At 69.1% G+C, this 19,103-nt stretch carries 17 protein-coding genes; 11 read left to right on the plus strand and 6 right to left on the minus strand.

The genetic code is table 11. The features are described from left to right. Positions 1-37: 37 nt before the first annotated feature. The 5 genes from KXD98_RS01060 to KXD98_RS01080 all read left to right on the plus strand — a co-directional run bounded on the left by KXD98_RS01060 (position 38) and on the right by KXD98_RS01080 (position 4,083). A complete protein-coding gene (locus KXD98_RS01060) occupies positions 38-187 on the plus strand; it encodes a hypothetical protein (protein WP_260761467.1) in 150 nt (49 codons plus the stop codon). Between the two features lie 132 nt (positions 188-319). Then, positions 320-1,237, plus strand: coding sequence for a helix-turn-helix domain-containing protein (locus KXD98_RS01065; RefSeq protein ID WP_260761468.1), 918 nt, complete (start codon positions 320-322; stop codon positions 1,235-1,237). 1 nt (position 1,238) lies between these two features. Further along, complete coding sequence (locus tag KXD98_RS01070) at positions 1,239-1,769, plus strand: dihydrofolate reductase family protein (protein ID WP_260761469.1); 531 nt, start codon at positions 1,239-1,241, stop codon at positions 1,767-1,769. A gap of 35 nt (positions 1,770-1,804) precedes the next feature. After that, positions 1,805-3,640 carry an acyl-CoA dehydrogenase gene (locus KXD98_RS01075; protein WP_260761470.1) on the plus strand — a complete coding sequence of 612 codons (1,836 nt, stop codon included), beginning with the start codon at positions 1,805-1,807 and terminating at the stop codon, positions 3,638-3,640. Positions 3,641-3,687: 47 nt separating this feature from the next. Then, positions 3,688-4,083 carry an SgcJ/EcaC family oxidoreductase gene (locus tag KXD98_RS01080; protein WP_260761471.1) on the plus strand — a complete coding sequence of 132 codons (396 nt, stop codon included), beginning with the start codon at positions 3,688-3,690 and terminating at the stop codon, positions 4,081-4,083. 80 nt (positions 4,084-4,163) lie between these two features. Here KXD98_RS01080 and KXD98_RS01085 read toward each other — a convergent pair whose 3' ends face one another. Next, on the minus strand, positions 4,164-5,642 hold the full coding sequence (locus KXD98_RS01085; protein WP_260761472.1) for an aldehyde dehydrogenase: 1,479 nt from the start codon (positions 5,640-5,642) through the stop codon (positions 4,164-4,166). A 54-nt stretch (positions 5,643-5,696) separates the two neighbouring features. Next, on the minus strand, positions 5,697-6,464 hold the full coding sequence (locus KXD98_RS01090) for a class I SAM-dependent methyltransferase (protein WP_260761473.1): 768 nt from the start codon (positions 6,462-6,464) through the stop codon (positions 5,697-5,699). Between the two features lie 36 nt (positions 6,465-6,500). On the opposite strand from KXD98_RS01090, the gene KXD98_RS01095 reads away from it, so the two are divergent. The 4 genes from KXD98_RS01095 to KXD98_RS01110 are packed head-to-tail and all read left to right on the plus strand — an operon-like array spanning position 6,501 to position 9,066. Beyond that, complete coding sequence (locus KXD98_RS01095) at positions 6,501-7,676, plus strand: glycosyltransferase family 4 protein (RefSeq protein WP_260761474.1); 1,176 nt, start codon at positions 6,501-6,503, stop codon at positions 7,674-7,676. 51 nt (positions 7,677-7,727) lie between these two features. Continuing rightward, positions 7,728-7,952, plus strand: coding sequence for a hypothetical protein (locus KXD98_RS01100; protein ID WP_260761475.1), 225 nt, complete (start codon positions 7,728-7,730; stop codon positions 7,950-7,952). Continuing rightward, a complete protein-coding gene (locus KXD98_RS01105; RefSeq protein ID WP_260761476.1) occupies positions 7,949-8,809 on the plus strand; it encodes an oxygenase MpaB family protein in 861 nt (286 codons plus the stop codon). The genes KXD98_RS01100 and KXD98_RS01105 overlap by 4 nt, the downstream gene beginning before the upstream one ends. 11 nt (positions 8,810-8,820) lie before the next feature. Continuing rightward, positions 8,821-9,066 (plus strand): hypothetical protein, encoded by a 246-nt coding sequence (locus KXD98_RS01110; protein ID WP_260761477.1) that lies wholly within the window; start codon positions 8,821-8,823, stop codon positions 9,064-9,066. Here KXD98_RS01110 and KXD98_RS01115 read toward each other — a convergent pair. Then, the gene (locus KXD98_RS01115; protein ID WP_260765476.1) at positions 8,977-10,710 is read right to left on the minus strand and encodes a hypothetical protein; all 1,734 of its coding nucleotides are present in this window, start codon (positions 10,708-10,710) and stop codon (positions 8,977-8,979) included. The two genes, KXD98_RS01110 and KXD98_RS01115, sit on opposite strands and share 90 nt — an antisense overlap. A gap of 14 nt (positions 10,711-10,724) precedes the next feature. Then, on the minus strand, positions 10,725-11,930 hold the full coding sequence (locus KXD98_RS01120) for a DUF3068 domain-containing protein (protein ID WP_260761478.1): 1,206 nt from the start codon (positions 11,928-11,930) through the stop codon (positions 10,725-10,727). Between the two features lie 219 nt (positions 11,931-12,149). On the opposite strand from KXD98_RS01120, the gene KXD98_RS01125 reads away from it, so the two are divergent. Further along, complete coding sequence (locus KXD98_RS01125; protein WP_260761479.1) at positions 12,150-13,322, plus strand: acyltransferase; 1,173 nt, start codon at positions 12,150-12,152, stop codon at positions 13,320-13,322. On the opposite strand, the gene KXD98_RS01130 is transcribed toward KXD98_RS01125, so the two are convergent. Further along, positions 13,205-17,539, minus strand: coding sequence for a DUF3367 domain-containing protein (locus tag KXD98_RS01130; protein WP_260761480.1), 4,335 nt, complete (start codon positions 17,537-17,539; stop codon positions 13,205-13,207). The two genes, KXD98_RS01125 and KXD98_RS01130, sit on opposite strands and share 118 nt — an antisense overlap. After that, positions 17,517-17,690, minus strand: coding sequence for a DUF2613 domain-containing protein (locus KXD98_RS01135; protein WP_260761481.1), 174 nt, complete (start codon positions 17,688-17,690; stop codon positions 17,517-17,519). The genes KXD98_RS01130 and KXD98_RS01135 overlap by 23 nt, the downstream gene beginning before the upstream one ends. 205 nt (positions 17,691-17,895) lie before the next feature. Between KXD98_RS01135 and KXD98_RS01140 the strand changes: the two genes are divergently transcribed. After that, entirely contained in the window at positions 17,896-19,098 is a 1,203-nt protein-coding gene (locus KXD98_RS01140) for a glycoside hydrolase family 3 N-terminal domain-containing protein (RefSeq protein WP_260761482.1), read from the plus strand. Positions 19,099-19,103: the final 5 nt, after the last annotated feature.

Genomic DNA, 19,103 nt, shown 5'->3' on the forward strand with positions numbered 1-19,103 from the left:
GCTCACGGGCAGCATGAACCGCTGAGAGCAGCATCACGTGACCCGAAGAATCCAGCACCGGCGGGTCGGCGTCAAGTTCGGGCACCCGATCGCAACGTTGATCGTGATCAGCCGGGCCTGGCCGTCGGCTGTGCCGCGAGCGGGTTGCTTCGGCGAAACCGCCGCGCAGTGCCGCCGCGTCACCTAGGTTTTGGAATGGCTATGGCGGGACCCGGTCGGGGGATTCCGCCATAGCTGCACGGGGCTTCGACAGCGACGGCAAGACGACAGCAAGAAAAGTCATGTCGTGCCCGGCGGTGCGCGACGATACTCAATTTCCGTGAGTGACCCGTCCCGCCGCGACCGGCTCCGCGAACTGCTCGACGCGGTCACCGATGCAGCCAACACCGACGTCGCTGAGATGGCGCGGAGCAGTTACGCATCGGAATTCCATTTCTCCCGCGAGGTCCGCAGACTGACCGGCGAGTCGCCGGCGGCGCTACGACGGCGCATCACACTCGAGCGTGCCGCGTGGCGGCTGCAGCGCGGTGAGGCGGTGTCCGCGGTCGCCGCCGATGAGGGCTGGTCCTCGGCCGAGGTGTTCTCCCGCGCGTTCCGCCGCACGTACGGATGTCCACCCTCGCAGGCCGGGCAGGTGCACTTTCGTCTGCCCGCGCCGAACGGTTTGCACTTTCATCCGCCGCAATCGCTCTGGCTTGACGATCAGCACAGGGTCCCGGTGCCCGACGTCACCGACCTGATGGTCGCCCACGACATCGACGACACCGCCTACCTCCTCGAGCGCGCCACGAGCCTGACGGCCCAGCAGTGGGTCGCCGAGGTCCGCCCCGGCCAGACGGTGCTCGACTGGGACGGTGCCGAACCGAGCGTCGGCGCGGTGCTGGGTGCGATCGTGTGGACGAAAGAGGTGTGGCTGGCAACGATCGCCGGGCAGGACTTTCCGGCGCGCACCGCCACGCAGCCCGAGCTGGTCGCTGCCTCGGAACTGGCCGCCCATCACGACGAGATCGGGAAACGCTGGCGGACCGCGGTTTCCGATCACACCGCGGCCGGCCGGCTCGGCGACACCGTCATCGATGCGCTGTGTGACCCGCCGGAGTCCTTTCCGCTGTACGGCATCGTCGCGCACGTGCTGACCTACTCCGCGCATCGGCGTGAGCTGGCCCGCGCGATGCTGGCCGGCCACGGTGTGGACACCCGCCGCGGCGACCCGTTGGACTGGATGCGAAGGAGCTGACATGGCCTGCGTGTACTACACCGCCTCGAGCTTGGATGGGTTCATCGTCGACAACGACGACAGCCTGGAGTGGCTGACGTCGCGCACCGTCGAATCCGACGGGCCGTTCGCGATCGAACCGTTCGTCGCCGCGGCGGGTGCGCTGGTGATGGGAGCGGCCACCTACGAGTGGATCGCCGCGAACCATCCCGGTGAGTGGATGTACTGCCAGCCGTCCTGGGTGATGACGCACCGCAGCGACCTCGTGGTCGACGGACACCCGGTGCACACCTTCGCCGGCAGCGCCGAAGAGCTGTTCCCCCAACTTGTCGCTGCGGCCGGCGAGAAGAACGTGTGGGTGGTCGGCGGCGGCAACATCGCCGCCCAGTTCATCGCGGCCGGTCTGGTCGACGAGATGGTGGTCGCGTACGCGCCGTGCTCCCTGGGGGCGGGAGCGCGGCTCTTGCCGATGCGTTCGGAGTGGCGGCTGGCCGAATCGGCGGTCAACGGTGACTTCGTCATCGCCCGGTGGTGTCGCGCCATGCCGTCGTAACCTGGCAGCACGGTGACGATCGGAGGCACCCTGCCATGGGCCACTACCAGAGCAACATCCGTGACCTCGAGTTCAACCTGTTCGAGACGCTGGCGCTGGAGAAGGTCCTGGCCACCGGCGAGTTCGGTGACCTCGACCCCGATGCGGTGCGCCAGATGCTCGACGAAGCCGCCAAGCTGGCCGAAGGGCCGGTGGCCGAGGCGTTCGCCGAGTCCGACCGGCACCCACCGACGTTCGACCCGGCCACCCACACGGTGACCATCCCCGAACCGTTCAAGAAGTCCTACCGCGCCTGGTACCGCGGCGAGTGGTTTCGCGTCGGGATGGCCGAAGAGATCGGCGGCGTTGCTGCCCCGGCGGTGCTGGAGTGGGCGATCAACGAGTTCGTGCTCGGGGCGCAGCCTGCGGCGTTCATCTACGCGGCCGGACCGAAGATGGCCGACATCCTGTTCGGCATCGGCAACGAGCAGCAGCGGCACTGGGCCGCGTTGATGGTCGAGCGCAATTGGGGGGCCACCATGGTGCTCACCGAACCCGACGCCGGCTCTGACGTCGGCGCGGGCCGCACCAAGGCCATCCCGCAGCCCGACGGCACCTGGCACCTCGACGGCGTCAAACGCTTCATCACCAACGGCGACGCCGATGACCTGTACGAGAACATCATGCACGTGGTGCTGGCCCGCCCGGAGGGCGCCGGCCCGGGCACCAAGGGCCTGAGCCTGTTCCTGGTCCCCAAGTTCCACTTCGACCCGCAGACCGGCGACCTGGGCGAGCGCAACGGCGTCTTCGTCACCGGACTGGAACACAAGATGGGACTGAAGGTCTCGTCAACCTGTGAGCTGACCTTCGGTCAGCACGGGGTGCCCGCGGTCGGCTGGCTGGTCAACGACACCCACGACGGCATCGCCCAGATGTTCCGGGTCATCGAATACGCACGGATGATGGTGGGCACCAAAGCGATTGCGACGTTGTCCACCGGGTACCTGAACGCGCTGGAGTATGCCAAGACCCGGGTGCAGGGCGCGGACATGACACAGATGACCGACAAGAGCGCTCCGCGGGTGACGATCATCCACCATCCAGATGTGCGACGGGCACTGCTGACTCAGAAGGCCTACGCCGAAGGGCTGCGGGCGCTGTATCTCTACACCGCGGCACACCAGGACGTGGAGGTGGCCGCGATCGTGTCCGGTGCCGACGCGTCGATGGCGGTGCGCGTCAACGACCTGCTGCTGCCGATCGTCAAGGGCGTGGGCTCCGAACGCGCCTACCAGTGCCTCACCGAGTCGCTGCAGACCTTCGGCGGTTCGGGCTTCCTGCAGGACTACCCGATCGAGCAGTACATCCGCGATGCCAAGATCGACTCGCTCTACGAGGGCACCACCGCCATTCAGGCGCAGGACTTCTTCTTCCGCAAGATCGCGCGCGACCGCGGCGGAGCGCTGCTGCACGTGGTCACCCAGATCATGACATTCCTCGACGACGCCTCGGCGCATCCGCAGCTGGCCGGTGAGCGCACACTGCTCGCGACCGCGGTCGACGATGTGCAGGCGATGGTCGCGACCATGACGTCGTTCCTGGTGGAGTCTCAGCAGAAACCGAGCGAGCTGTATCGGCTGGGACTGCAATCGGTGCCGCTGCTGCTGGCGGTGGGCGACGCGCTGTTGGGTTGGTTGCTGTTGCACCAGGCCGAGGTCGCGCTGACCGCGCTGGACAGCGAGGTCGGGGAGCGCGACCGGGCGTTCTACACCGGCAAGGTGGCCACGGCGCGGTTCTTCGCCAAGAACATGCTGCCGATGCTCTCGGCGCAGCGGGCCATTCTCGAGGCGGTCGACCTGACCGCGATGGAACTGTCCGAAGCGGGGTTCTGATTGCGTTCGTGCGACGAGTTCTGGCCGCCGGGACAGTCTCTACCGCTATGAACGACGAGAGTGAGATCCGGCAGACCATCACGCGGTGGGTCGATGCGATCCGTGCCTGCGACCTCGACGGCGTGCTGGCCGCGCACACCGACGACATCGTGATGTTCGACGTGCCCCCGCCCTACGACGGGATCCGCGGCCTGGCCGCCTACCGCGACAGCTGGCCGCCGTTCTTCGAGTTCATCTCCGCGGGGGCGACGTTCGAGGTGGTCGAGCTCGACGTGGTCGCGGGACAGTCAGCCGGGTACGCGCACGGGCTGCTGCGCTGCGGCCGGCCGGAGGATTTCGCGGCCAAACCCGGCGTGCGGCTGCGGATCACCCTGGGCCTGCGCAAGGTGGATGGGCGATGGCTGATCGCCCATGAGCACCATTCGTTCCCGACCCAAGCCTGATACGCCGCCGAGTGCACGCTTTCTGACGGATCGAGGCGGATTTGTCGTCAGAAAGCGTGCACTCGCGGCGACAGGGGCGCCTAGCTCGCCGGCGGGGTGTAGCCGAACGGCAGCAGGATGCTCTTGGGCTCGCAGTAGGCCTCGATGCCCTCCCAGCCGTTCTCCCGGCCGATGCCGGAATTCTTGAAGCCGCCGAACGGCGCGCACGGGTCGAACGCGTACATGTTCACCGCGTAGGTCCCGGTGCGGATCCGCCGCGCGATCTTCAGCGCCCGGTCGTTGTCGGTGGTGTACACCGACCCGGCCAGGCCGTAGACCGAGTCGTTGGCGATGCGCACGGCGTCGTCCTCGTCCTCGTAGGGAATCACCGCCAGCACCGGACCGAAGATCTCCTCCTGGGCGATGGTCATCGAGTTGTTCACATCGGCGAACACCGTGGGCTGCACGTACCAGCCGTTGTCCAGGCCCTCCGGACGGCCACCGCCGGTGACCACGCGCGCACCTTCGTCGATGCCCTTCTTGATGTAGCCCTCGACCCGGTCGCGCTGCTTCTCGCTGATCAGCGGCCCGATCATGGCGCCCGGATCGTCCGGCAGCCCGGGCAGCATGCCTGCCACAGCCGCCGACAATTTCTCGACGACCTCGTCGTAGCGCGAGCGCGGCGCCAGGATCCGGGTCTGGCCTACACACGCCTGACCGGAGTTCATCAAGCCGGAGAACACCAGCATCGGCAGGGTGGAATCCAGGTCGGCGTCCTCCAGGATGATCGCCGCGGATTTGCCGCCGAGCTCCAGGGTGCACGGTTTGAGGTTGTCGGCGGCGATCTTGGCGATCTCGCGGCCCACACCGGAGGAGCCGGTGAAGGTGTACTTGTCCAGGTTGGGGTTCGCGGTCAGCGCCTGACCGGTCTCCGGACCGCCCGGCACGATCGACAGCACCCCTTCGGGCAGGCCGGCTTCGACGAACGTCTCGGCCATGGCGAACACCGACAACGGCGTCTCCGAGGCGGGCTTGAGCACCACCGTGCAACCGGCCAGCAGCGCCGGACCGAGCTTGTTGGCCGCCAGGAAGAACGGCACGTTCCACGCGGTCACCGCGCCGACGACGCCGACCGGCTCGCGCACCACCAGCGTCTGCCCGTACACCCCGTCACGGATGTCCTGCCAGGTGAACTTGTCGGCAGCGCCGGCGTAGTACTGGAAGGACGACATCGCGGCGCCGTACTGCATCATGTCGACGATGGTCGGCGGCTGGCCGGTCTCGGCGGCCAGCAGGAACTTCAGCTCGTCGGCGCGCTCCTCCATCAGCTTCACCGCGCGCTGCAGCACCTCGCCGCGCTGCTGTGGTGTCATCTGCGGCCACGGGCCGTTGTCGAAGGCCTCGCGGGCCGCCGCGCACGCGGCGTCGACGTCGGCGACAGACGCCAGCGGCACCTTGCCGACCAGTTCGCCGGTGGCGGGGGAGTGCACCTCGATCACGTCGGAGGTGGCCGGCTCGACCCACTTGCCGCCGATGAACAGCTTGTCCCATTCGGTCTTGAACGCGGTGGTCTGTGTCATGACCGTCACACTACCGAGCGATCGACGAAACGAGAACCTGTTGCAAGACGACCGTCAAGACGGCCGTAACACCAGCACCAGATTGCTCACCAGAAATTCCCGAAGGCCCGGCACACGGGTGAGGCCCCAGGCCCATCGCGGGTGGTAGCGGGGAAAAGCGGCGACCAGCGCGCCGGTCTCATGAGCCCAGCGCAACCCGTCGGCCGCCGACACCGCGAACAACGACGAACCGTAGTCGTTCTTCGGTCGACGGCCGTGTTTGCGGGCATAGCGGTCGGCCGCCCGCCGTCCGCCCAGGTAGTGCGTCAGCCCCATCTCGTGCCCGCCGAACGGTCCCAGCCACACGGTGTAGGACAACACCACCAGTCCGCCCGGCCGCGTCACGCGCAGCATCTCGTCGCCCAGGAGCCAGGGCTGCCGCACGTGCTCGGCGACGTTGGACGACAGGCAGATGTCGACGCTGGAATCGGCGAACGGTAACGCCATCCCGGAGGCCCGCACGAATGCCCCGCGGCGACCGGCCGGGGTGTGCGGCGCGGCGTGCATCTCCTCGGGGTCGGGCTCGACCCCGAGGTAGTGGACTCCGGCGTCGGCGAACGCCGTCGCAAAGTAGCCGGGCCCGCCGCCGACATCGAGCAGGGTCAGACCCGCGATCGGTCTCCCGGACACCGACCGCCACAGATCCCCGACCAGCGCGACGGTGTCGGCGGCCAGCGCGCCGTAGAACCGGTCGGGCTCGCTGCGCTCGAACCGGAACGCCGCGAGCAGACGGACCGAGCGCGCGAACGTCGCCCGTCGCGCGAACAGAGCGGTAGCGACCACCCGGTCACCCTACGCACGCAGTTACGCTGAGTGGCGATGTCTGACAGCCCCGGTGCGACCGCACACGTCTCCTCTGTGCTGCTGCTGTGCTGGCGGGACATCGGCCACCCCCAGGGCGGCGGTAGTGAGACATACCTGCAGCGCATCGGCGCGCAGCTTGCCGACGCCGGCGTCCGGGTGACGCTGCGCACCGCGCGCTACCGTGGCGCCCCCCGTCGCGAGGTGGTCGACGGGGTGCGGGTCCAGCGCGCCGGGGGCCGGTACTCGGTCTACGTGTGGGCACTGGTGGCGATGGCGTTGGCTCGCCTCCGTGTCGGACCGCTGCGACGCGTGCGCCCCGACGTCGTGATCGACACCCAAAACGGGCTGCCGTTCCTGGCGCGGCTGATCTACCGGCGGCGGGTGGTCGTGCTGGTGCACCACTGCCACCGCGACCAATGGCCGGTCGCGGGTCCGGTCATGGGCCGGATCGGCTGGTTCGTCGAGTCGCGGGTGTCGCCGCGGGCACACCGCGGCAACCAGTACGTCACCGTGTCGCTGCCGTCGGCCCGCGACCTGACCGCGCTCGGGGTCCACACCGGCCACATCGCGGTGGTGCGCAACGGCCTGGACGCCGCCCCGGCCGACACGCTGACCGCTCCGCGGTCGCCCACCCCGCGGGTGGTGGTGTTGTCGCGGCTGGTGCCGCATAAGCAGATCGAGGACGCGCTGGAGGCCGTCGCCCTGCTGCGCGACCGCATCCCGCAGCTGCACCTGGACGTGTTGGGCAGCGGCTGGTGGGCCGACCGGCTGGTCGACCACGCCTCCCGGTTGGGTATCCGCGATGCCGTGACCTTCCATGGCCACGTCGACGACAACACCAAACACGCTGTGCTGCAACGCAGCTGGGTTCACGTACTGCCCTCTCGCAAAGAGGGTTGGGGTCTGGCGGTGGTGGAGGCCGCTCAGCACGCCGTGCCGACCGTCGGCTACCGCGCCTCCGGTGGGTTGACCGACTCGATCGTCGACGGTGTGACCGGGACCCTCGTCGACGATCTCGTTGGCCTGGTGGAGGGGCTGGACACGCTGCTGACCGACCGGGTGTTGCGCGAACAGCTCGGCATGAAGGCCCAGTTGCGCAGCGACGAGTTCTCCTGGGCGCAGAGCGCCGAGGCCATGCACGCGGTACTGGAGTCGGTGCGCCGCGGAGAACGAGTCAGCGGCATCATCTGAGCGTCGGCGAATTCGCGTACATCCGCTCGAATGCTCATTAACATAGCTGCCATGCAGGACGTGCTGCGCCGGGTGCTCGACTACCGCATGACCGTCGCCGAATGGATTGGCGCAGCCGTACTGCTGGGCACGCCGTACCTGATGCTCGGCGTCATATGGGCGGTCTCGCGATCCGAGACGTTCGCGCACGTCGAGGGACTGGACAAACCCGTCGCGATCGTCGGCTCGGTAGTGTTCTGGCCCGTGCTCATCGCCGCCCAGTTGTGCGCACTATGAGCCGTACGCGCATTCACATCAGCCGCCGCACCGCCCGCTGGGACCCCGACCAGACCGTCACTGTCGCCGACGCGATGGACTTCTGGTCGTTCGCCGCCGGGGCGGCCAACGTGGTCATGCAGCTGTCGTTGCCCGGGGTCGGACACGGCGTGGTGGAGAGCAAGGTCGACTCCGGCAGCCTGATGAAGCACCCTTGGAAGCGGGCACGGACCACCTTCCAGTATCTGGCGGTTGCGGTGCTCGGATCCGACGACGACCGCGCGGCGTTCCGGGACGCCGTCGACGAATCGCATCGACACGTCAAGTCCGATGCGACCAGCCCGGTGCGCTACAACGCGTTCGACCGGGACCTGCAGATGTGGGTGGCCGCCTGCCTGTTCGTCGGTCTGGAGGACACCTACCAGCTGTTGCGCGGAAAGCTGACCGCGCAACAGGCCGAGCAGTTCTACCGGTCGGCCTGGCCGCTGGGCACCACCCTGCAGGTCACCGAGGACCAATGGCCGCCGACCCGGGCCGACTTCGACCGATTCTGGGATGACGCATGCGATCGCATCGTCGTCGACGAGGTCGTCGGCAGCTTCCTGTCCGATTTGGTGAACCTGAGGATGATCAACCCTGTGCTGGCGCTGCCCTTTCGGCCGCTGCTGAAGTTCCTCACCATCGGGTTCTTGGCGCCGGTGTTCCGGGACGCGGTCGGACTGTCGTGGGGCCGGTCGCGTCAGTGGCTCTTCGAGCAACTCTTCCTGTCCGTCGCGCTCGTCAACCGGTTCCTGCCCGGGTTCGTCCGCCAGGGCAGCACCCATGTGCTGCTGGCCGACGTCCGCAGGCGGGTCCGACAGGGCCGGCGCCTGGTATGAGAGGGCCACGGATGTTCCTCCGCCGGGTGCTGAGCCGGCGGCTCAGCGTCGCCGACGTCATCGAGATCGGTATGTGGTCGGCAATCCCGTACCTGATGGTCGGCCTAACCTGGGCATTCTTCGGGGTCGAGGACGTCCGGGCGCTGGAAGATCTGCTGCAGCCACAATTACCCGCCGGGGCCGACCTGGCCGCCTACCTGCTGGTCACCGCGCTGTGGCCGGTCTATGTGATGGTGCCCTCGGTGTGCACCGCGTGACCCGACCAGCATCGCGATCAGACCCGCCAGCAGTTGCCCGAGCCACCCGGTGTGCGCGGCGATCATGACGGCGCGGTGCGGCGAACCGGGTGCGGCGCCACCGATCTCGTACACCGCGAGGTCGTCGTCGCGATAGGCCACCGGCAGGTCCAGGTACGGGCCGGGCTCGTGCACCACCACCCACCCCACGCCCGCAGCCGCCAATTCGGCCCGGTCGGCGCCGGCCAGCAGCAGACCCTGTATCTCGCGCGCCCGGGCCCCTTCACCGGGTACCGTCTTCCCGGCGATGGTCAGGTCACCTGTGCTCAACACATCGGCGCGCAACCATCGCGGCAGCGGGTCCAGCACCGGCGCCTCCCCGGCCCACGCGAACCGGCGCATGCTGTCGGCCGGCAACACGGCCACCGGCGCCGGATCGGCGTTGATCAGCGCTGCCGCGGCCGACCAGCCCGGCGGATAGTGCACCGGCACCACCCGGCCACCGACACCCCAGGCGAGGTCCGGCAGCGCCGCGATCATCGCCGCACTACACACCGCGGCCACCGCGACCGCGGGCAGTCGCCGCCGCAGCATGAGCACGGTCGCGGCTCCGGCCAGCGCGTAGGCCGGCATCGCCAGCGCCACCCACTTCTGAGCGTCGCGGATCACCCCCAACCCCGGCACGGCGCGAATCACGTTGTCGGCGAGACTCAGTCCTGAGTCGGTGCCCAGCAGCGCGGGAATGACGATCGCAGCGGCGGCGATCACCAGCAGCGGCATCGCGATCCGGCGGCGCACCAGCAGGGGTACACCCAGCGCCACCACAGCCAGCAGCACCCCCGTCGAGACCAGCGCGAACAGGGAAGAGCGTGACGCCGGCACCGCCTCGGCGTTCCAGATGCCACCCAGGCCGGCCAGACTGCCGAACGTGCCCAGCCCCGGTTCGGCACGCGCCGCGAACGCCGCGACCCCGGTGTCGCTCACCGGGCGCGCGGCCCAGCCGTTGGACACCATCGACGCGACCAGCCACGGCAGCGCCGCGCAGACAGACACCGCCGCGCTGACCGCCAGGCACCACAGCCGCGAGCGGCCCTGACCCGGCGCCAGCGCGCAACCCATCGCGACGATGCCGGCCAACAGGAGGCCGGTCGGCGTCAATCCGGCCAGCGCGACCCAGAAGGCCAATGCGCCGACGCCGCCGAGGACCGGCACGGTGACAGGGTCGCTGAGATTGCCACGCAGACCGAGCACCACAACCGCGACCCACGGCAGGCAGCCGTACCCGACCAACAGGCTCCAGTGGCCCTGCAACAGTCGCTCGGCCACATAGGGATTCCAGATCGCGACCGTCACCGCGACGCACTGACCGGCGATCCCGGCCTCGGGCAGCAGGCGCGCGACCAGACGTGCCGCACCCCAACCCGCCGCCCACAGCCCGGCGATCAGCAGCAGCTTGACCACGATGCCGCCGTCGAACACCGCCGAGGCCAGCGCGATCGCGAAGTCCTGGGGCAGCGCCCGCGGCGCCGCTTCGGAGAGTCCCAGCGCGGTGTCGGACAGGTACGAGCGCGGTGTCGACACCGCGTCGCGCAGCAGGAGATAGCCGGGGGCCGCCAGCGGCGCGGTCACCGCCAGGGTCAGCGCCAGCGCATACCCCGGCGCCACCACCGACCGGGCGGTCAGACCGGTCGGTCCGGCGGTAGGTCGGACGGCCGCTGCGCCGGGAGTTTCTCGGTCTTGGCTTCAGCACCCGGCACCGGCTCACCCTCGTCGCCCCGACCGCCGAAGAAACGGTTACCGGTGTCGTCGAGTCCGGGATCGAGCAGCATCGACTCGGCGCGCAGGCTGAACGTTCCCAGCAGGGCACCGCCGATCAACGCCACCAAGCCCAGCGCGGTGAAGGTGATGGGCAAGATGCGACCCCACAACGCCACCCGGTCGCGTTCGTCGAACGCGGCCGCGACCTGAGACTCGACCGACTCCTCGTTGGTGGTCACGGTGTAGTCGACGAACGTCACCTCGGGCTCGAGCGCTTCCCGCGCGTAGTAGTGGAAGCCACGATCGGTCTGCTTGACGATCGTGCCCGACACCGGATCGACCCAAAAGGTGCGCTGCGCGGCGTAATACCGCGTCATCGTGATCATTTCCTCGGGGTCACCTTCGAGTCCCCACAGCGCGGCGCGCGCGGTGACCTGGCTGTCGGCGTCGTCATCGTAGAGCGAGGCGTACCGCACCGGTTCGACCAGCGCGCCGTCGGAGTCCAGACCCACGTTCTGGGTGAAGCGGAAGGTCGTCAACCCATTGACGTCCTCCTCACCGGAGTAATTGGCGTCGAACGGTTGCTGCGCGATCGGATCGAACAGCGGATACGTCTTCTTCTCGGTGTCGAACGGGAACCGGTAGGTCAACCCCTCGTGCGGTAGCGCGACGTTGGTCGGCGGCGCCTCGTCCTCCAGCGCGCGCGGCCGCTGCACCGCGCCACCCGGGTTGTTCTCGGTGGACACCGCCTCGGCGTCGCTGCGGTCGACGGTGACGGTGTCGACCATCGCCAGCAGCAGACCGTTGTCCTGCTGCTGGTCGGTACGGCGCAGCGAGCTACCCACCTGCAGGGTGACCACTTCGGCGTTGGCCGGCGACTCGACGCTGATCTGACGCTGCAGGACCAGCGGAACGTCTTCGTTGACGACGAACCGCTCACCCAACAGCGACGCGGGGTCGAATGCGGTTCCGGTGCCGTCGCTGACCAGCGTGGAGTCGATGTCGAGCGGAATCTTGGAGATCTGGCTGCGGGTGTAGGTGCTCAGCAGCAGGGCCGCGATGAGAAGGGCGGCGCCCAGACCCATGATTCCGCACGCGGCGATCCTCAGCGCAACTGCGCGGTTCAATACCGTGTCTCCCTTCGCGCCCCGCCATGGTGGGTCCGGTGATCGTCAGGTGCCTGTGTGTGACGGCAAACCCGTTCGACCCTAACAGCACAGATTAAGGTCGGCGCTCACTACGACCCGTAGTGCAGGGTCGTCGTCCCGCGCTCTCTGACTACCCGTTTCGCAGTCTTTTCCTGCGCCGTTTTCTGCGCCGACGGATTGCGCGGCACACTGTGGGTCATGACCGCAACCGGCGCCGACGCCGTCGGCGGGACCCGCAGCTTCCTGCCGGCCGTGGAAGGGATGCGCGCGTGCGCGGCCATCGGGGTCGTCGTCACCCACGTGGCGTTCCAGACCGGGTACAGCAGCGGGGTCGTCGGACGCATTCTCGGCCGCTTCGATCTGGCGGTCGCGGTGTTCTTCGCGTTGTCGGGTTTCCTGTTGTGGCGCGGTCACGCCGCGGCGGCGCGCGGTCTGCGGGAGCGGCCCGCCACCGGTCACTACCTGCGCTCTCGGCTGGTGCGGATCATGCCCGGCTACCTGGTCGCCGTGGTCGTGATCATGGCGCTGATGCCCGACACCAGCGGTGATATCACCGTGTGGCTGGCCAATCTCACGTTGACGCAGATCTACGTGCCGTTGACGCTGACCTCAGGGCTGACCCAGATGTGGAGCCTGTCGGTGGAGATGAGCTTCTATCTGGTGCTGCCGTTTCTGGCGCTGCTGGCCCGGCGGCTTCCGGTTCGGGCGCGGATCCCGGTGCTCATCACCGTGGCGGTGGTCAGTCTGTTCTGGGTGGTCATCCCGTTCGACGGCGCATCGGGTCACAACCTGTGGAACTGGCCGCCGGCCTTCTTCTCCTGGTTCGCCGCGGGCATGGTGCTCGCCGAGCTGACCGTGAGCCCGGTCGGGTGGCCGCACCGCCTGGCGCGACGGCGGATCCTGATGGCCGGGTTGGCCCTGGTGGCGTTCGGCATCGCCGCCTCCCCGCTGGCCGGGATGGAGGGACTGCACCCCGGCTCGATCGGCCAGGTCATGCTCAAGAACGCGATGGGTGCCGTGGTGGCCGGGGCATTGCTGGCCCCGCTGGTGCTGGACCGTCCCGACACCGCGCACCGACTGCTGGGCAGCGCGCCGATGGTGACGTTGGGCCGGTGGTCCTACGGGTTGTTCGTATGGCACCTGGCCGCGTTGGCGATGGTGTTTCCGATGATCGGCGAGTTTCCGTTCAACGGCCACTTCACCATCGTGCTGACGCTGACGCTGCTGTTCGGCACCGCGATCGCCGCGGTCAGTTACGGGCTGATCGAGTCGCCGTCGCGCAACGCGTTGCGACGCTGGGAGTTGCGCCACGACCCGACCCCGCTGGACAGTTCGGTCGACGAGTCCGTCGCAGCCACGGTGCCGCGCTGACGGTGCGGGATCGCCGAGGCCGCGACCACCAGCACCGAGATCAACGCGAGCAGCTGCACACCGGCGGAGTGGCCGACGTAGCCGTCGACGGACCGCCACGGGTTCTGGCTGAGCACCGCCCCGGCGAGCAGCAGTCCGCCGGCCGCTGACGTGACGGTCACCGCGTCGAACACCTTCTCGCGTCGGCCCAGTAGGTGGGCCAGGCCGACGACGACCAGCGCTGTGGCCACCCCGGCGAGTCCGGAGACCACGGCGCCCACTGCGGTGACCGCCGCGGTTGCCGCCACCGGACCCGGTTGCCACACCTGGCCCACCCCGCCGACTGTGCCGCGGCGCCGGATCGGCACGAACGCCAGCGCGATCAGGACCGGCAGCAGGCCCAGGCCGGCGACCAGCCCGACCCGGTAGCTGGTGTTGGACTCGAACGTCATCGTCACGGTGGCATCCGGTCCGGCCGGCAGCACCCAGCCCTGTTGCCAGCCGTTGACGGTGATCGGTGTCAGATCGGTGCCGGCGGTGGTACGGGCGACCCAGCCGGGATTGATGCTCTCCGGTATGACCAACAGCCGATCCGCATCGGACGCCTCGACGCGCACCTCACGCCGGTTGTTGTCCCACTGTTCGACGGCCACCGATGTCGTTGTCGCCGAGGAAATCCGGTCAGCGTGCGGGGTGTGCAGCCGGATTCCGTCGACGATGAAGGTGGGTCCCGGGCTGACCAGCAGCTCCTGCTCGCCGGCGGGCAGAGCGATGGGTTCGCTGCTGCAGGGTTGCGCTGCGATGGGTCGGTTGTCCAGCAGGTCAGCGACCGTCGCGCTCACCGACGTCTGCACGAACTGGCCCGCCACTCCGATGATCGGTCCACGTCCACAGGGAATTGTGATGCGGCGCAGGCGATTCGCCGAGGCGTCGGCGGCGTCCAGTGTCGCCCCACGCGAATCCAGTGCGACGATCTCTGCCAGCCCGGGTGGTTTGAGTTGGTCGAATCCCAATGCGGTGCGGTCGATCACGTCGTCCCAGTCCAGCAGGGACACCCGGACGGTGTCGGTGAGGCGGGGCTTGAGCCGCAGGGTTTCGGTACCGGCGGTCAGGCGACGCACTTGCGGACCGTCCCCAAGGTCGATGGCGATCAGTCTGGGACGCGCCGGCAGCGCGGACTCGCTCGGTGTCACGCGCACCGCAGCGACGTTGCGCGGGCCCGGCAGGCTGATCGACAGGGTCGGCGGAGTGCGGGGCTGGACGACGCGCTGCGGCGCGGTCCACGAGGTGTCGGGGTCACCGTCGGTGGCAGCGTACGCCGAACCCAGCACGTCGAGCAGATCGGAATCACCGTATGCGCGAGCAGTTTCCGGTTGCGCGATCACGTCGGCGAGATTGGGGCCCTGCCGGGCACGCACCCATACGGTCGGGGTCACCTCGGTCTGTTCGGGCACCGTGAGCATGCGGCTGAGGTTCACCGGCTCCTCGGAGGCCAGCGCCATCGCAGCCGAACAGCGGGTCCCGGTCGGGCTGTCGGCGCAGCCGGATCGTCCCAGCAGTTCGGTGCCGAGATCCCATTGCGCCACTGTGCTTTGCTGCCGCGGGCCGGGAACATCGACGGTGTGGCGCAGGCTCACGGGGTGGGCGAAACCGTTCGCGTCGTACTGGGTGAGGCTGAGCTCGGTGATACCGAACTGCACTCCGGGGGAACCGTCGTCGGTGCCGACCGCGGTGATCCGTACCCAGGGCGACTCACCGTAAGGCAGTGCGACGGTCAACGGCTCGCCCGGGTCTTCGAACCGTACGGTGCTGGTGCCGTTGACCGTCGAGACCTCCAGTCGGCGTACCTGCGCGCCGACGGCGGTCGCGCTGGGAGTGATGGTCAGCGTCGCGTTGGTGAGCGGCCGGTCGAAGTCGACCTGCAGCCACTGTCCGACGGCGTTCTGCAGCGAATTCGACACCCAACTGGTCGCGGCGTCGGCATCGATCGCTGCCGGGGCCGCCGAGGCGGGGGAGACATCGGGCAGCGCGGTGGAATCGGCGGCCGAGCTCGACACCGTGATCCGGCCGCCCGACCACCGCCCGGATACCGGCTCGGCCCCTTCGGAGGGGTAGTCGGGGACCCGGTTGTAGGTGTTGCGCGGGTCCCCGGGGGCGCGTACGGCCGACGAATGGTCGTCGACGCGCCCATAATCGGTTTCGCGGGCCACCGGGGTGTCGGTGACCGTGGTCAGCGGCGCCGGCAGTCCGGCGCGCAGCGCATCCTGGGTGAGCAAGGCGGGACCCAGCGCAGACTCTCCGGTCAGCCGCCGACGTTCGTCGAGGCGCAGCAGCGCTTCTGGGGCGCCGTCGATCCGCGGCAGTGCGTCGGCGTCGACGACGTAGGGCGCCATCGGCGCGTCGGCGTCGTCGACCCGGTAGATCTCCACGGCGGGGTAGCGGGGTCGCAGGCCGCTGTCGGCCACGAAACCCTCCAGGGTGCCCGGTCCGACCGGAGCGCCGAATTCGGCGACCTTCGTCAGCCCCGGTGAACCGTCGATGGCCCGGTGCACCAGGATGGGCCGCGCCGAGCGCGACGAGTCGGGGTCGAGGTCGTTGCGCACCACCACATAGGAAATGCCTTGCCGGGTCAGGGTGTCGGCCAGCCCGTCGGACGGCCGGCCGGCGGCGAACAGCCGCTGCACCGAGTCGAGGGCGCGGATGGTCTCCGGCGGGGTCAGCGGTATGGAATCCCGCACGCCCCATGCGCTGTCGCCGAGCACCTGGAGCGGCTCGTCGCGGGAGTTACCCCACGTCTGGGTGGCGAACGGTGCGCCGGGTGCCACCAGAACCCGTCCATCGGCGTTGTGGTCGTCCAGCCACGCCGCGGCGTCGTGCCAGTACTGCGGGATTGCGTCGAATGCCCCCGGCGGGGTGAGGCGGCCGGTCCAGGCCAGCGAGCTGGCGGCCAGCACTCCGGAGATCACCACCAGGGCGACGGCGACTCGCTTGTCGTCTTCGGGATGGGCGATGGCCTGGCGCCACACCGGCCGCGGCACGCTTCCGGGCAGCGGCACCCGGCCCAGCAGGTGGGCCAGCCCCAGCACCAGCGGCAACCGCAGCAGTGGTTCGAGTTTGTGCAGGTTGCGCAGCGGTGTGCCGTCAGCGTCGAGGAAAGCCTGAACCGACTGCGCCACCGGGGACCCCAGGCCGCCCGCGTAGCCGGCAGCCAACAACACCACGCCGACCATGAGCATGGTGATCAGCCGGCCCTTGGCCGGCATGCTGCGCAGTGCCAGCCCGGCCAGCCCGGCCGCGGTGACCAGCGTCGTCGCCAGTACCGCCACCGTTCCGGTGACCAGCGGCGCCCCGGCCGTGGCGGTCGGCGCGACATAAGGCGTCCAGGCGCCGGTGCCGCGCAGCATCTCTGTCAGCGACATCCACCGGGTGGTCACGCCCGAGGACTCGATGAAATCCAGGAACGGTGGGCTGATCCGGCCGAGATGCAACAGCGCGACGACCCACCACACGGTCGCCAGCGCGACGCACGGCAGCCACCAGGCGACGAAGCGTCGCCACACCTTGTTGGGGCGGTGGCAGCACAGCCACACCACCGCGCACAGACACGCTGACAGCGTCGCCATCGCGTTGACCGCGCCCATCAGGGCGATCGCCAGCGCCGAGCGGGCCGCCAGTAGCCGAATCCGTGCATCGCCCTGGTCTTCTCCCACCCCTCCGGTCCTGCCCTGAAGCACCAGCACGATCGGCAACAGCACCCACGGTGCGAGCATCATCGGCAGCGTCTCCGACGAGATCGCACCCAATGTGGTGAGCACCCGCGGCGACAGGGCGTAGGCCAGCGCGGCGATCATCCGGGAGGTGCGACTGCCGATACCGAGAGCTTCGGCAAGGCGCAGCACTCCCCAGAAGCCGATGACCAGCAGTACCGCCCACCACAGCCGCTGGATCACCCAGCCGGGCAGGCCCAGCACATCGCCGGCCAGGAAGAATGTTCCGTGCGGGAACAGGTAGCCATAAGCCTGGTTCTGCGCCTGTCCGAACGGCAACTCGCTGTTCCACAGCGTGAAGGCGCGCGTCAGGAAGCGCAGCGGATTAGCTGTCAGATCCAGCTTGGTGTCGGGTGAGATCTGTCCGGGCGACTGGGCGAAGGTCAGGATCAGCGCCGCCGCAGCGGCCACCCACAGCCAGCGCCGCGAGAGCGGCTCGGTGGACGGGCTAGCGCCGGTCGCCGTATTCAACCCGATTGAGTACCGACGACGCCGGATCGCCGGCTTGCAACGGAGGCCGGGTGTCCTGCTGCACCATCAGTGTCACCCCGAAGACGGCGGCCGCGCCCAGCAGCAGGCCGACGACCAGGCTGGCAGCAGCGGGCACGAGAAACCGATCCATGAGCCACAAACTACACGAGGGCCGGCAGCGGTCCGGCTCGTACATCGACGCGTCGGCGCCGCGATCAGCACTGGTCGGCGGCCCGCATAGCCCATGTCCGACGACGCTGAGCAGGCTCGACGGGCACCGACCCAAGGTGCACCCGTCGACGCCGGCACGGCCCGGGTCGTGGATACCGGCTGCGGTTTTCACTAGGGTCAGGACGATGGTTGTGCCGCCGACACTGCAGATGGTGCCGAAAGTCCTGATAGGTGCGTTGAGCACGGTTGCGTTGCTGGTCTCCTGCTCCTCGGCTGGAGAGGTTCCGGCGCCTCCGCGAGCCAATGCTGCACCCGTGACGGCCGCGGGACCGGCCGCGCCGCCGCCGCAGGCTCCCGTCCCCGCCGCGCCCGTGTGTGGGGATCCGGCTGCCGTGGTGGCCGCGATGTCGACCCGAGACAAGTTGGCCCAACTGTTGATGGTCGGGGTCAATGGAGCCGCCGACGCGCGTGCTGTCGTCGACGGCCATCATGTCGGCGGCATCATGGTCGGCAGCTGGACCGATCTGTCGATGCTGACCAGTGGCGCGCTGGCCGAGATCGCCGCGTCGGCCGGACCACTGCCGCTGGCAGTGAGCGTCGACGAGGAAGGCGGCCGGGTGTCGCGGCTGTCGTCGATCATCGGTACCCAGCCGGCGCCCCGGGTCCTGGCCCAGAGCATGTCCGCCGACGAGGTCTACCAGATCGCGTTGGACCGCGGCCGGCAGATGCGCGGGCTGGGGATCACGATCGACTTCGCGCCGGTGGTCGACATCACCGACGCGGCGCCGAACTCGGTGATCGGGGACCGCTCGTTCGGCTCGGATCCCACCACCGTCACTGAATATGCCGGTGCCTACGCCCGCGGGCTGCGCGACGGCGGGGTGTTGCCGGTGCTCAAGCACTTCCCCGGCCACGGCAGCGCCTCAGGTGACTCGCACACCGCCGGGGTGACGACCCCGCCGATCGAGCAGCTCCAGGATGCTGATCTGGTGCCATACCGCACCTTGACCACGCAGGCGCCGGTCGGCGTGATGGTCGGTCACATGGAAGTTCCGGGCCTGACCGGCAGTGAACCGGCGAGCCTGAGCCCGCAGGCCTACGGGCTGTTGCGGTCCGGCGACTACGGTGGCCCACCGTTCAACGGACTGGTGTTCACCGATGACCTGTCGGGCATGCGAGCGATCACCGATCGCTTGGGTGTGGTCGATGCGGTGCTACGAAGCCTGCAGGCCGGCGCCGACGTGGCGCTGTGGCTGACGACCGCGGAGGTGCCGGCGGTGCTCGACCGGCTGGAGCAGGCCGTCGACTCCGGTGAGCTGGCGATGTCGGGCGTCGACGCGGCGGTGATGCGCATCGCGGCCATGAAGGGGCCATCTCCGCGCTGCTGATCGGC

Source organism: Mycobacterium sp. SMC-4 (genome assembly GCF_025263265.1).
In the GTDB taxonomy this organism is placed as follows: Bacteria; Actinomycetota; Actinomycetes; order Mycobacteriales; family Mycobacteriaceae; genus Mycobacterium.